8 protein-coding genes are annotated in these 13,117 nt (G+C 71.3%); 4 read left to right on the top strand and 4 right to left on the bottom strand.

Translation table 11 applies throughout. From position 1 onward, the window contains the following. Positions 1–52: 52 nt before the first annotated feature. On the bottom strand, positions 53–349 hold the full coding sequence (locus ABEE00_RS31040) for a hypothetical protein (protein WP_345749087.1): 297 nt from the start codon (positions 347–349) through the stop codon (positions 53–55). 205 nt (positions 350–554) lie between these two features. Then, the gene (locus tag ABEE00_RS31035) at positions 555–854 is read right to left on the bottom strand and encodes a WXG100 family type VII secretion target (protein WP_345749086.1); all 300 of its coding nucleotides are present in this window, start codon (positions 852–854) and stop codon (positions 555–557) included. A gap of 278 nt (positions 855–1,132) precedes the next feature. On the opposite strand from ABEE00_RS31035, the gene ABEE00_RS31030 reads away from it, so the two are divergent. Beyond that, a complete protein-coding gene (locus tag ABEE00_RS31030; protein ID WP_345749085.1) occupies positions 1,133–5,863 on the top strand; it encodes an FtsK/SpoIIIE domain-containing protein in 4,731 nt (1,576 codons plus the stop codon). A 49-nt stretch (positions 5,864–5,912) separates the two neighbouring features. On the opposite strand, the gene ABEE00_RS31025 is transcribed toward ABEE00_RS31030, so the two are convergent. Continuing rightward, positions 5,913–8,300, bottom strand: coding sequence for a protein kinase domain-containing protein (locus ABEE00_RS31025; protein WP_345749084.1), 2,388 nt, complete (start codon positions 8,298–8,300; stop codon positions 5,913–5,915). A gap of 280 nt (positions 8,301–8,580) precedes the next feature. Between ABEE00_RS31025 and ABEE00_RS31020 the strand changes: the two genes are divergently transcribed. Together ABEE00_RS31020 and nhaA are read left to right on the top strand one after the other, a co-directional pair. Then, positions 8,581–9,396, top strand: coding sequence for a class I SAM-dependent methyltransferase family protein (locus tag ABEE00_RS31020; RefSeq protein ID WP_345749083.1), 816 nt, complete (start codon positions 8,581–8,583; stop codon positions 9,394–9,396). Positions 9,397–9,579: 183 nt separating this feature from the next. Continuing rightward, positions 9,580–11,004, top strand: a complete 1,425-nt coding sequence (gene nhaA / locus ABEE00_RS31015) for a Na+/H+ antiporter NhaA (protein ID WP_345749082.1) — start codon at positions 9,580–9,582, stop codon at positions 11,002–11,004. A 4-nt stretch (positions 11,005–11,008) separates the two neighbouring features. Here the strand turns inward: nhaA and ABEE00_RS31010 are convergent, their stop codons facing one another. Then, positions 11,009–12,334, bottom strand: a complete 1,326-nt coding sequence (locus ABEE00_RS31010) for a DUF4185 domain-containing protein (protein WP_345749081.1) — start codon at positions 12,332–12,334, stop codon at positions 11,009–11,011. Positions 12,335–12,477: 143 nt separating this feature from the next. Between ABEE00_RS31010 and ABEE00_RS31005 the strand changes: the two genes are divergently transcribed. Next, on the top strand, positions 12,478–13,077 hold the full coding sequence (locus ABEE00_RS31005) for a superoxide dismutase family protein (RefSeq protein ID WP_345749080.1): 600 nt from the start codon (positions 12,478–12,480) through the stop codon (positions 13,075–13,077). Positions 13,078–13,117 lie beyond the last annotated feature (40 nt).

Here is a 13,117-nt window from a genome sequence, read left to right as displayed (position 1 = left end):
GGATCGTCCTCGCAGAGCGGCTGCCAGTCCCTCCGGCGCTTCCCCCCGGCCATCAACTACCGCCCTTTCCTGAGTTCTTGCCCTTCTCATCGGGCTTGTCCGCAGCCCGGAATCGCTGCTTGGCCTTCCGCACCTTGTCGTATGTGGCGCCGATATCCTTGAGGAGCTGATTCCGGTAGTTGTCCCAGTTGTCTACGAATGAGCCCATCTTGTCTCGGATCTGAACAGCGCCCCAGATGTCACTGACATCGTCCTTGTGTCCTTCCATGTTCTGGAACACTTTGCGCAGATCATCGAGTTGCTTCTCGGACTTCTTCAACAGCTCGTAATCGACCTTGAGATCAACCACGTGTGATGCTCCTTGACGGGTAGCGATCCAGGTTCTCCGGGTGTTCTCGTCCTCGGCTGGACCCGCAGCTCCCTGCGACCTTTCGCGATGCACGACCTCCAGGCGGAAGCCGAGATTCGAGTAAGCACATCACCGGGCACGTCACACAAGCCGCGGCGGAGTCGGTCGGCTCCGCCGCGGCCTATCACTCGCGCCCCGGCGGGGCTCAGCCCTTGCCGGGCTTGTCCGCCTGCTGGAACCGCTCCACCGACTGGTCGAGGGACTTGCTGAGATCATCGAGAGCGTCGTTGGTCTTGGACATGCCCTGCTTGAAGTCCTCGAAGTCCTCGTGGAACTTCTTCGAGGAATGCTGGGTCACGAAGCCTTCGGAGAGCAGCTGGTCGATGAACTGCTTCATCTTGGCCAGCTTGTTGTCAATGCTCTCCTTGTCCTTTCGCATCTTGTCCGCGACCGTCTTCATCTCCTGGTAGTCGATCGCGATGTCGCCCTTGTTGTACTTACCCACGCTTCGCTCTCCTCCTGCTTGTCGGCGCCGCGGGCACCTTCCCCCGTGGCAAAACTCAAGGCGGGTGATGCGATAATCCCCCGTACTAACGAACCCTAGGGTGTCATGGACCGCTGGAGCAGATCCACAAGTATGCGATCCAGGGCGGTCCGCGGACCGGTACACGGCATCGCCCGGCGCCCTGAGTGAGGCCAAGCGTCCGCTGCCGCCCCCGTGTTGACCACTCCATACGCCAGAGGTCCGACGAGGCCTCGGCTCTGGAGGCCGAGGAGGATCCCGTGCGCCTGAACCTGACCGTCGTCGATCCGCTCGCCGGCAGCAGCGCCGACCTCGTACTCGATGCCGCGCCCGAGTCACGTATGAGCGATGTGGCACGAGAGCTTTCCCGCTGTGCGGTTGGCGGAAGCGGGGCCCCCGACCCGAACACGAGTGGCGGCGCACAAGTCATTCCCATGGTCCGGCCAGGCGCTCCGAACGCCGTGGACCTGTCAGCGCCCGCCCTCTACGTCGACGGGACGCACGTCGACCCTGCGATGGCCGTGGCTGCCTCGCCGCTCAGGGACGGTGCCGTGGTCAGCCTCCACGACCCCGTCGGCAGCCTGCCGGGCGAGCCGTTCGGGCTGGCCGAACTGCGCGTCGCGGGCGGCCCCCAGGCAGGCGCGGTGCACCGCCTCGGCCCCGGCCGCTACGACATCGGCCGCAGCCCCGCCTGCCCCATTCGCATCGACGAACCGGAGATGCCCGAGCGTGCACTGGGCCTCTCCATCGCCCCGGACGGGACATGCAGCGTCTTGGTGTACGGAGACGAGGAGGCCAAGAAGAAGGTACGTGTCGACGGAAAGCCACTCGAGACGGACGAACTGCCCCTCGGTGCGCAGCTCGCCGTCGGCAACACGCTTCTCGAAGTCGCCCGGTACACCCCGCCCGACGCTGCGCTGAAGTGGTCCGAAGACGGCGCGGGCCTCGATTACAACCGGCCTCCCCGGCTGCGCCCGCCCCAGCGCCCGACCCGTTTCACCCTGCCCTCACCCCCCGGCGAATTCGAAGCTCGCCCCCTGCCGTGGCTGATGGCGCTCTCCCCGCTCGTGATGGCCGTCACCATGGCGCTGGTGATGGGGCGCTGGTACTACCTGATCATGGCGGTGCTGAGCCCGCTGATCTTCTTCGCCAACCACTATTACGACAAGCGCCACGGCAGAAAGTCACACACCAAACAGCTCAAGGAGTACAACGAGCACAAGGAGCGCATCGAGCGTGACGCCCAGGAAGCCCTCGTGCTGGAGCGGCTGGACCGGCGTCACAGCCACCCGGATCCGGGCACTGTGCTCTCCGTCGGCTCGGGCCCGCGTACCCGCTTGTGGGAGCGGCGTCGCTCGGACGAGGACCACCTGCTTCTGCGGTTCGGCACGGGGAAGCTGCCCTCGACCGTCGTGCTCGACGACCCGGAGCGGGACGATCACAAGCGGCAGGTGACCTGGAACATCCAGGACACCGCGGTCACCCTGAGCCTGGCCGAGCTGGGGGTCGTCGGCCTCGCCGGCCCCGATGACACGCCGCAGTCGCTCGCACGGTGGGTGGTTGCGCAGAGCGCAGTGCTGCACAGCCCTCTGGACGTGCAGTTCTACGTGCTCACCGACGCGGAGGGCCGGGAGGGCTGGGAGTGGGTGCGCTGGCTGCCGCACACCGGCCCGTCCGGCGGCCACGACACCAATGTGCTCCTCGGCAACGATGCCGAGACCGTGGGCGCGCGCATCGGCGAACTCGTCCAGATCCTGGACGCCCGGAAGAAGGCGGCCGAGGAGAACAAGGCAGGCCGTGGCGACAAGCCCTCCTTCGCGGACCCGGACATCGTGGTCGTCTGGGACGGTTCGCGCCGGCTGCGCTCCATGCCGGGTGTGGTGCGCCTCTTCCAGGAGGGGCCGACCTACTCGATGTACGCGGTCTGTGTCGATGCCGAGGAGCGCTTCCTTCCCAGCGAATGCAAGGGCGTCGTCGTCGCGGAGCCGCGCACCGGGGAGCACGCTGAGCACGAGAAGGACGACTCTGCCTCCGAGCCGGCGAAGGACGAGAACGGAAGCAGCAAGAAGAAGACGCGGCGGGAACGGCGGCGGGAGGGACGCTCGGACAGCACGAAGCACTCCGGTAAGCAGCAGGTCGGCGCAGCCGCCACGCATCCGCCCCTGCCGTACGGCGCCTTCCCCTCGTTCGACGCTTGGGGCGCCTCCGCCGCCTCTGCCCCGGCCGAGCAGACCGAGGCGGGCGAGCCCCTCCTACGGCTGCGGGTGGAGCAGGTCCGTGAGGCCCGGATCATGGGCGTACGACCGGACTTCGTTTCGCCGTCCTGGTGTACCCGCGTGGCGCGCGCACTGTCGCCGCTGCGGGACATCAGCGGCGAAACCGAGGACGCGGCGCTGCCCGCCTCGAGCAGGCTGCTCGACGTCATCGAGATGGAGCCACCGACGGGCGAGGCGGTGAGCGCCCGTTGGCAGCTCGGCGGGCAGTCGACCGTCGCGGTCGTCGGGGAGTCGTACGACGGTCCCTTCGGCATCGACATCCGCAAGGACGGCCCGCACGGGCTGATCGCAGGCACCACGGGTTCCGGCAAGTCCGAACTGCTGCAGACGATCGTCGCCGCGCTCGCGGTGGCCAATACGCCGGAGAACATGACGTTCGTCCTCGTCGACTACAAGGGCGGCTCGGCGTTCAAGGACTGCGTGAACCTGCCGCACACCGTCGGCATGGTCACCGACCTGGACGCCCATCTCGTGGAGCGCGCACTGGAGTCACTCGGCGCGGAGCTGCACCGCCGCGAGAAGATCCTCGCGGCGGCCGACGCCAAGGACATCGAGGACTACCAGGACCTGGTACGCCGCGACCCGTCCCATCAACCGGTGCCCCGGCTGTTGCTGGTCATCGACGAATTCGCGTCCATGGTGCGGGACCTGCCCGACTTCGTGACGGGGCTGGTCAACATCGCACAACGTGGCCGGTCGCTGGGCATTCACCTCATGCTCGCCACCCAGCGGCCCAGCGGTGTGGTGTCCTCGGAGATCCGCGCCAACACCAACCTGCGCATCGCCCTGCGGGTGACGGACGGCGCGGAGTCCGCCGACGTCATCGACTCCCCCGAAGCAGGCAACATCTCCAAGAACACTCCGGGCCGGGCCTATGTGCGCACCGGTGCCGCCTCGCTCATTCCCTTCCAGTCGGGACGTGTCGGAGGACGGCGGCCAGGCGCAGAGAATCCGCAGGCCACCGCGCCGTGGGCAGGGCTGCTGGGCTGGCACGAGCTCGGCAGGGCCCAGGTGAACCGACCGCCGTCGGAGGCGCCGGAAGAGGAGGAGATCACCGACCTGAAGGTCCTCGTCGACGCTGTGCGCGAGGCCAACTCACGGCTCGGGATTCCCCGTCAGCACAGTCCTTGGCTGCCCGCTCTCGGAGAGACCGTGCTGCTGGACGAGCTCGACAGCGGCGCGGGCGCGGGCCAGCTCCCTCCGGCTCCGTACGGCATCGAGGACCTTCCCGCCAGCCAGGCGCGTCGCCCCGTCGTGATCGACTTCGCGACCTTCGGGCATCTGCTGTTCGCGGGCGCGCCGCGCAGCGGCCGCTCCCAAGTCCTGCGCACCATCGCCGGTTCCCTCGCTCGCACACATTCCTGCGCCGACGTGCACATCTACGGGATCGACTGCGGCAACGGGGCGCTCAACGCGTTCACCAAGCTGCCGCACTGTGGGGCCGTCATCGGGCGGAACCAGACCGAGCGCGCCGTGCGCTTCATCAACAGGATGAGCGGCGAGACCACACGGCGCCAGGAACTGCTCGCCGAGCACGGCTTCGCCGACATCGGTGAGCAGCGCGGAGCGGCGCCCGAGGACGAGCGTCTCCCGCACATCGTGATCTTCCTTGACCGCTGGGAGGGCTGGCTGCCCACTCTGGGCGAGATGAACCACGGAGAGCTGACAGACGAGCTCACCACGCTGATGCGAGAGGGTGCGAGCGTCGGCATCCACCTGGTCATCGCGGGTGACCGCCAGCTCTTCGCGGGCCGGATCAGCTCGCTCACCGAAGACAAGTACGCGCTGCGGCTGGCCGATCGCGGCGACTTCTCCCTGATCGACATCGCCGCGCGCAAGGTTCCGGACGAGATCCCGCCGGGCCGCGGTTTCTACAGCGAGACGGCAACGGAGACCCAGTTCGCCCTGCTCAGCGAGGACGCCTCGGGGCAGGGGCAGAACGCGGCGCTGGCCGCGATCGGTGAGGCGGCCGCTCAGCGCGACGCGGAGGTTGCGCCCTCTCGGCGGCCGTTCCGCGTCGACTCGCTGCCCAGCCGGATCTCGTTCGCGGACGCGTGGGAACTGCGCGACGCGGAGGCCGCCCGGTCTCCGCTGTGGAGCTTGATCGGTGTGGGCGGCGACCAGCTCACCGGTTTCGGCCCCGACCTCTCGCAGGGGATTCCCAGCTTCGTGATCGCGGGACCGTCCCGTTCGGGGCGCAGCACGGTGCTGATAAACGTGGCCCGCACCTACCTCGCTCGCGGCGTACGGCTCGTCGTGGCCGCGCCTCGCAGTTCGCCGTTGCGGGAACTGCAGGGCCAGGAAGGGGTGCTGGAGGTCTTCACCGAGGACGAGATCGAGGACGACGAGCTGACGGGAGCCGTCGAGAGCGCCTCCCCCGAGCAGCCGATCGTGATCGTCATCGACGACGGGGAGATGCTCCGGGACTGTGACGCCGAGGACGAGTTCAAGAAGCTCATCCAGACCGGCTCCGAACGCGGTATCGGCATCGTCATCGCCGGCGACGAGGAGGATGTCTGCTCGGGCTTCAGCGGCTGGCAGGCCGACCTCCGCAAGGGCAAGCGCGGCATCCTTCTCTCTCCGCAGGACTCCTCCAGTGGAGAGCTCATCGGCGTCCGGATCTCCCGTGGTTCTGTCGGAGGCCCGGTAGTGCCTGGCAAGGGTCTGATGCACCTGGGCGACGGTGAGCCGTTCACCGTGACGGTGCCGATGTGACCGGACCCGCAGCCCGGCGAGGGGCCCGGGGTATCCCGGGCCCCTCGTCTCACACCGCCGGAAGCCCGTAAAGCTCCGTCCCATGACGGGCGATGAGGCGGTCACCGGCGCGGACGATGTGCCAGGGCCCCGTCGCATCCGTGCTGTCGGTGAAGGTCCAGCGGTGCTTGCCGTCCTTGGCCCGGAAGGCGGTGACTCCCCGGTCCAGGCTGGAGGCCACATAGATGGTGTCGCCGTGCCGGCGCATTTCGTCGCCGCCCCGGGTGGAGGGCAGCTCTTCCCGCATCCACAGCTTTCTGCCGCTGTGCGGGTCCACCGCCCACAGTCCGTTGTCGAAGTCGAAGACGTAGAGCCTTCCGTCGAAGAGGCTGGGCCGGCGGAACCCGCGGCGGCCGGCGGGCTTCAGCTCCCATTTGGGTTTGCCCGTGCGCAGGTCGTAGGCGCGCAGTGTGCTGCCGTCGACGAGGAGTGTGCCGCCCGGGACGATCGTGGGGTTGGCCGGTGAGTACGTGCTGCCGAGGCGCTTGGTCCACAGCTGGCGCCCGTGGGCCGTCTCACGGACGGTGACGTTGATGTCGTCGGCGTAGACGAGGTGGCCGGGGGAGGCCAGAACGCGCAGGTTGTCCCATGAGCGGGTGCCCTTGTCCCGTACCTCGTGCCAGAGCTTCTTCCGGGTCTTCAGGTCGATCGCGCAGATGGCGTTGGTGTCGTCGCCGGAGCCCGGGGACTCGACGTCGGCGAGCGCGAAGAGCAGCTTGCCGTCCGTGGCGAGCGGGGCTTCCGCCTCCAGCCTCCCGGGGAGCCGGGCGCGCCACACCTCGCGGTGGGTCCGGGAGTCGATGCCGACCAGAGCGCCGTCGTACTCGCCGCTCCCGAAGTAGAGGACTCCGCCCGAGGCCACCATCGCGTTGCCGTCCGGCGCGGTGAGCCCCTTCTGCCAGGTCCGCTTGCCGGTGCGGACGTCGAAAGCGCGGACCGGATCACCGGCCACGTAGAAGGAGTCGTCCTGTACCAGCAGCTCCGTGTCATAGGGGTCGCCGGCGTCGCCGAGGGACTTGTGCCACAGGGGCTGCGGGGCGACGCCGGGAGGCGGGGTGGTGAAGGTGTCGCCGCGGGCGGGCCGCTTTCCGTCGTCGGAGTCGGAGCCGGAGCCGGACGCGGACACCACTGCCACGGTGGTCCCGGCCGCGGCTCCCGCGGCCGCCAGCGCGATCCCCATGAAGGCCCGGCGTGACGGGCGCTTCGCGGTTCCGGCCTGACCGGTCGCGGGGGCGTCCCCCGTGCCTGCCGTCGCCGGACCGTCGGCCCTCCCGAGGTGCGCCGACCCGTCGGCCCTCCCGAGGTGCATCGTGCCCGTGGCAGCGGGGCCGGTGCCGTTCCCGTACGGCGCCGGCGGCGGCCCGAATTCGCCGGACTGCTGCGCTGAGGCTGGTGGTTGGTCACCCGGTGGAGTGTCCAGGTCCAGCAGCGCCGCCGCGCTGGTGGCGATGGTGGAGGAGACCGTGCCGGGGAGCCAGTCGGTGAAGGCGTTGTCCAGGGAGACGGAGGTGCCGCCGGGCGTGAGGCTCTCCAGCACCCGCGCCGGGTCCGGGCGTTCGGCCGGGTCCTTCGCGAGGCAGGCGCGGATCGCGGCGAGCAGGGGCTCAGGGGCGCCGGTCAGGTCGGGCTCCTCGTGGACGACCTGGTACAGCAGAGCCGCCGGTGCGCCCCGCCCGAACACGTGCCGCCCGGTCGCCGCGTAGCCGAGGACCGCGCCGAGCGAGAACACGTCGCCCGGCTGCCCGACCTCCTGGCCCTGCGCCTGTTCGGGAGACATGTAGCCCGGCGAGCCGACCACCGCTCCGGTCCTGGTCATCCGGTCGCCGTCCACGGCGCGTGCGATGCCGAAGTCGATGACGCGGGGCCCGTCGGCCGCCAGCAGCACGTTGGAGGGCTTCAGGTCGCGGTGCACCAGGCCGGCCGCGTGCACCTCCTGGAGCGCGGTCGCGAGACCGCAGCCCAGCGCGCGTACGGTGCGCTCCGGCAGCGGGCCGTGCCGCGCGACCACCGAGTCCAGCGCGGGGCCCGCGACATAGGCGGTGGCGAGCCAGGGCACCGGCACGTCCGCACCGGCCGCGGCGTCCACGACGGGCGCCGTGAAGCGTCCGGAGACCGCGCGCGCCACCTCCGTCTCCTGCAGGAATCTGCGCCGGAACTCCGCGTCTTCGGCCAGTTCGGCGCGCACCGCCTTGACCGCGACCGTGCGTCCGCCGGGCGACCTGGCCAGATACACCCGGCCCATGCCGCCGGCCCCCAGGCGCCGCAGGAGCCGGTAACTGCCGAGCTGCCGTGGGTCGTCCGTGTGCAGCGGCTCCATGCCGAGTGCCCTCCCGTGTGGTCTGCCGTACGCGCCGTGGTCCGCGTCCGAGGACGCGTACGTCCCGTTTCTGCGCCTCACCGCCCCCAGAGGACGCACAGGCCACTCAACCACAGGGCCGTTTCCCCGACTTCGGCCTGAGTACCCTCGCCTCCCCCACCGCCCCGCCTACTCACCCGCACCCCCGCACCGCCCCCGATGCCGGGCCGCGCCCCGCACGGCACCGTGATGGGGGCGGGAGCCGGCCCGTCGTACGCGACCGGGCCGCCCCACCCCCCAGGGCCGGACGAGTGGGCTTACGTGTGGTGAGGGGTGCGGGTGTGCAGACAGTTCGCAGGACGACTGTGAGGGGAAAGCGGCGATGACTGTTCGCACGGTGGGGCGCCGGGCGCGGGGGCTGGTGCTGCGCACCGCCGGCCGGGCCGCGGCGGGGGTGCGCACCGGGCTCGGGCACGGGTTCGGCAGCGGCGTGATGGCCGACTACGCGTACCGCGCCGTACCGCAGCCGCACCCGCTCCTGCCGCTCCTCGGCAGACTGGCCGACCGGCGCTTCCTGGAGCAGCCGTGCTGGAGCGCGCTGCGTTCCCGGCGGGACCTGCTGGGGCGGGTGCTGCGCGAGGAGATCGCCTGCAGGGGCGGGGAGATCCGGGTGCTGGACGTGGCCTCGGGCCCCGGGCGGTATCTGCTCGACCTCCTCGTGGAGGAGCAGCCCGGCGGGCAGCTCCGGGTGGTGTGCCGGGACCTCGCTCCGGAGTCGCTGCGGGCCGGGCGGCGGCTGGCGCTGCGCTGCGGGCTGCCGGAGGACTCCGTCACGTACGAGCGGGGCGACGCGCTCGACCCCGCGCCGCTGCCCGGCGGCGCCGCGCCGGACATCGTGATCGCCTCCGGGCTGTACGAGCTGGTGCCGGACGACGAGGCGGTGCGGGAGTCGCTGGAGCGGCTGCGCGGGATGCTCGCGCCGGACGGGGTGCTGCTGTTCACCACGCGGCTGCGGCACGCGGAGCCCGATTTCGCCGCGCTGGCCGGGCGCGACGGCGACCCCGCGCCGGTCTGCCGGACCCTGGAGGACATGGAGGGCTGGGCCGAGAAGGCGGGCTTCGGCTCCGGCGCGGTGCGCAGTGAGCGGGAGGGCACGGGGCACTTCGCGGTCACCCGGTGCACGCGCACGGAGTGCTGAGCGGGGGACGGAACCCCCGGAACCGGGCACGAGGGCCCCCGGGCCACCGCGTTAGGGTGTCAGGGAAGCGTCAAGATCCATCCGGCTTTCCCCCCGGCGTGTGGTCGCCGGCGCTGAGGGCGTGCCGGGAAGTCTGGTCGGCGGACCGATCAGCCTGCCCAGACACACCCGGAGCGCCCCCGCATGACCCCCTCCGCACCGCGGCCCCGCCGCCTCTTCGCCCGGCCCTCCGCCCGGGAGCGGAGACACCTCACCGACGTGCTCCGCACAGAGACGGCGGGCGGCATGGTGCTGCTCGTCGCCGCCGTACTGGCGCTGGCCTGCGCGAACCTGCCGGTCCTCAGCCAGTGGTACGCGGCCGTGCGGGACTTCCACTTCGGCCTCCCTTCGCTCGGGCTCGATCTGTCCGTGGCGCACTGGGCGTCCGACGGCGTGCTGACCGTGTTCTTCTTCGTGGCCGGCATCGAGCTGAAGCGCGAACTGGTGGCGGGCGAGCTGCGCAAGCCAGCGGCCGCGGCGCTGCCGGTGGTGGCGGCGCTGTGCGGGATGGCGGTGCCCGCGCTGTTCTACGCGGGGACGGCCTTCGCGGGGGACGGCGAGCTGAACGGCTGGGCCGTGCCGATGGCCACCGACATCGCCTTCGCGCTCGGCGTGCTCGCGGTGATCGGCACCAACCTGCCGTCCGGGATCAGGGCGTTCCTGCTCACCCTCGCCATCGTCGACGACCTGGGCGCGATCCTGGTGATCGCGGTCTTCTACACCTCGGGGCTCAACTGGTGGGCGCTGGCGGGCGCGTTCGCCGGCCTGGTGCTCTTCCGGGTGCTGCACGTCGATCTGCGGGTGCGCGGCTGGTACGTGTACGTGCCGTTGGCGCTGGTCATCTGGGCGCTGATGTACAACAGCGGCGTGCACGCGACCATCTCCGGAGTGGCGATGGGCATGCTTCTGCGGGTGCTGCCTGACCGGAAGAAGGACGGGAGCAGCGACGAGAGCCGCGACGGGGACGACGGCGAGAACGGAGCCGGCCCCGACCCCGAGCAGGACGCGCCCTCCGTCGCGGAGCGGGTCGAGCATCTGGTGCGGCCGCTGTCCGCCGGGGTGGCGGTGCCGCTCTTCGCCTTCTTCTCCGCCGGGGTCGCGGTGTCGGGGCCCGCGCTCGCCGGGACCTTCCGGCAGCCGGAGGCGCTGGGGGTCGTGGTGGGCCTGTTCGCGGGCAAGTTCCTGGGGGTCTTCGGCGGTACGTATCTGACCGCGCGCTTCACCCGCGCCCGCCTCAGCGACGATCTGACCTGGCCCGACCTTGCCGGGGTCGCCATGCTCGCGGGGATCGGCTTCACCGTCTCGCTGCTGGTGACGGAGCTGGCCTTCGACGACGCGGGGACGACCGAGCACGTGAAGGCCGCGGTGCTGATCGGTTCCCTGCTCTCGGCGCTGGTCGCGTGCGTGCTGCTCAAGCTGCGGGACGCCAAGTACCGGGCGCTGTGCGAGGAGGAGACACGGGACGAGGACGCCGACTCCGTACCCGACATCGACCAGCCGGAGGACTCCCTGCGGCGCCCGGCCGAGGCGGCACGGCGCACGGCGGAGCGGGAAGACCCGAGCACCTGACCCCTCACTTCCCGGCCGGCGCCAGCCGCAGCCGCAGGAAGCGCGGCCGGTAGAGGGACACGTCGCGGTGGATGGCCGAGGTGTCGTCCAGCACGTTCACGTCGTAGCTCATCAGCAGCGAGTCGCCGCCCGAGCCGCCCGCGCCCGTGGCGCCCACGGCGCCTGTGCCGAACTCCCCGTGCCCCTGCGGGTTGTAGGGGACGGCGCCCGCCTGCTGTCCGCCCTTCGGCAGCGGCGGCTTCGCCACGCGTGAGGGTCCGTGCCAGGGGCCTGTCGGGCCGCAGGACCAGTACGAGGCGACGTCCGACATGCCCTGTCCGTGCGGGCCGCCCGCGTCCATGGTCAGCAGCAGCCAGCTCCCGGTGCCGGCGTCGCGGACCACCGAATAGGTGCCGGTGGCGCCGCGCTGCGAGGTGCCGCCGACGAGTATCGGGCGCGAGCGGTCCGGATCGCGCTGCCAGCCCCCGTGGTGCCGGCCCGCCCAGAACCGCCAGGCGCCGGGCTCGCTCAGCCTGCCCTCCGGCACCCGCGCGAGGTGTGCGCGGGACGCCTGACCGCGCACGCTGCCCTCGTCAGCGCCGTACACGTACGTCCAGCCGTCGTGGGTGACGGCCGACGTCCCGTACAGCACGCGGTGTTCCAGCTTCGGCTGGTCTGTGGCGGAGTGCACCGTGCGCACGCTCTCCACGCGCAGGTCGGGCAGCGAGAGCGTGGCGACCTCGGTGGCGCGCGGCACCCCGAACACCCAGGGCCCCGAGCCCGCTTCGCGCTGCCAGAGCAGCACCCGTACGACCTTCTCCGAGCTGCCGGGGGCGCGCGGTTCCACCACGGCCTGCACGGGCCAGTGCCAGATCTCCCGGCCGTCGGCGGTGGCGGAGCCGGGGAACAGCGCGGAGGGGCGGCCGCCCGCCGAGCCCAGGAGGGTGCGCTCGATGCGCCCCTGAGGGGACATCACCAGCCCGGCGTTGCGCACCCATACGGGATTGCCGTTACGGGTGCGGCCCCCGTGCACCTGGTCCAGGAAGGTGTCGGCCGACATCCACAGGGTGCGCCCGTCGGGGAGGCGGACGGAGCGGGTGCCGTCGCCGCCGGTCCAGTCGTCGAGCCGCCCGTTGTCGTCCCCGTAGCGCGCGAACTCCTCCGTCATGGCGGGGTCCTGGCGCCAGCCCACCGCGCGCACCCCCTCGCAGGAGGGGCCCTTGCCCTCCTCGCCGCCCTCGTCGCCCGGCACGACGAGCAGCGCGGCGAGCACCGCCAGGCCGATGAGCAGGCCGATCCCCGCGCCGCGACGCCTCCGCACGCGCGCACCGCGCGGCCTGTGCTCCTCCATGGGCGCCACCCTAGGAACAGTCCGTCCCCTCTGTCCTGGCCCTTACGGGTTCGGGAGCCCTTACGGGGCCGTGCGGGCGGTAGTTCGTACCGGTGCGCGCGTGGTGCGGCGGGGCCCCGCGCGGCGCTCCTTACCTTGAGCGCATGTCCATCGCCATGAGAACCGCCGCGGCCACAGCCGTGGCCGCAGCGATCGCCGCGACGACGGCGTTCGCCCCCTCCCCCACCTCCGTGACCGTCACCCAGGGCGTCTTCCAGTCCCCCGCACACAACGCCAGGTCCGCGGCCGTCACGTACGACCGCGCCGCCGTACCGGAGTTCAGCCGCATCCAGGTCACCCAGCGCACCCACGGGGGCCGCGCGGGCAACGGCGGTACGCAGGTCGGCCTCCGGGTGCACGAGCTCCAGCCGAACCGCGCCTTCGGTGCGCACGTGCACTCCGAAGCCTGCGGCGCCAAGCCGGACGCCTCGGGCCCGCACTACCAGAACCGCAAGGACCCGGCGGCCGCGCACGGCAAGCCGTCCACGAATCCCGCGTACGCGAACCCGCGCAACGAGGTGTGGCTCGACCTGCGTACCGACCCGAACGGGAACGGCCGCAGCTCGGCGGACGTCAACTGGCGCTTCCGTCCTGGCCAGGCCAAGTCGGTCGTGCTGCACGCGCACCGCACGCACACGGGGCCAGGGCAAGCGGGCGAGGCCGGCGACCGGCTGGCCTGCGTGAACGTCGGCTTCAAGCACTGAGCGCAGGCAGTACAGCACACACGACGCCGCTGGACGGCCC

This window comes from Streptomyces odontomachicola, from assembly GCF_039605595.1.
Taxonomy (GTDB): Bacteria; Actinomycetota; Actinomycetes; order Streptomycetales; family Streptomycetaceae; genus Streptomyces.
This window is presented reverse-complemented; position numbering and strand designations above follow the sequence as displayed.

What these genes read in the sequence shown, in the direction of transcription:
- ABEE00_RS31020 (WP_345749083.1), top strand. Translation starts at nt 8,581, where the DNA reads ATGACTGTTCGCACGGTGGGGCGCCGGGCGCGGGGGCTGGTGCTGCGC.
- ABEE00_RS31005 (WP_345749080.1), top strand. Translation starts at nt 12,478, where the DNA reads ATGTCCATCGCCATGAGAACCGCCGCGGCCACAGCCGTGGCCGCAGCG.
- ABEE00_RS31010 (WP_345749081.1), bottom strand. Translation starts at nt 12,334, where the DNA reads ATGGAGGAGCACAGGCCGCGCGGTGCGCGCGTGCGGAGGCGTCGCGGC.
- nhaA (WP_345749082.1), top strand. Translation starts at nt 9,580, where the DNA reads ATGACCCCCTCCGCACCGCGGCCCCGCCGCCTCTTCGCCCGGCCCTCC.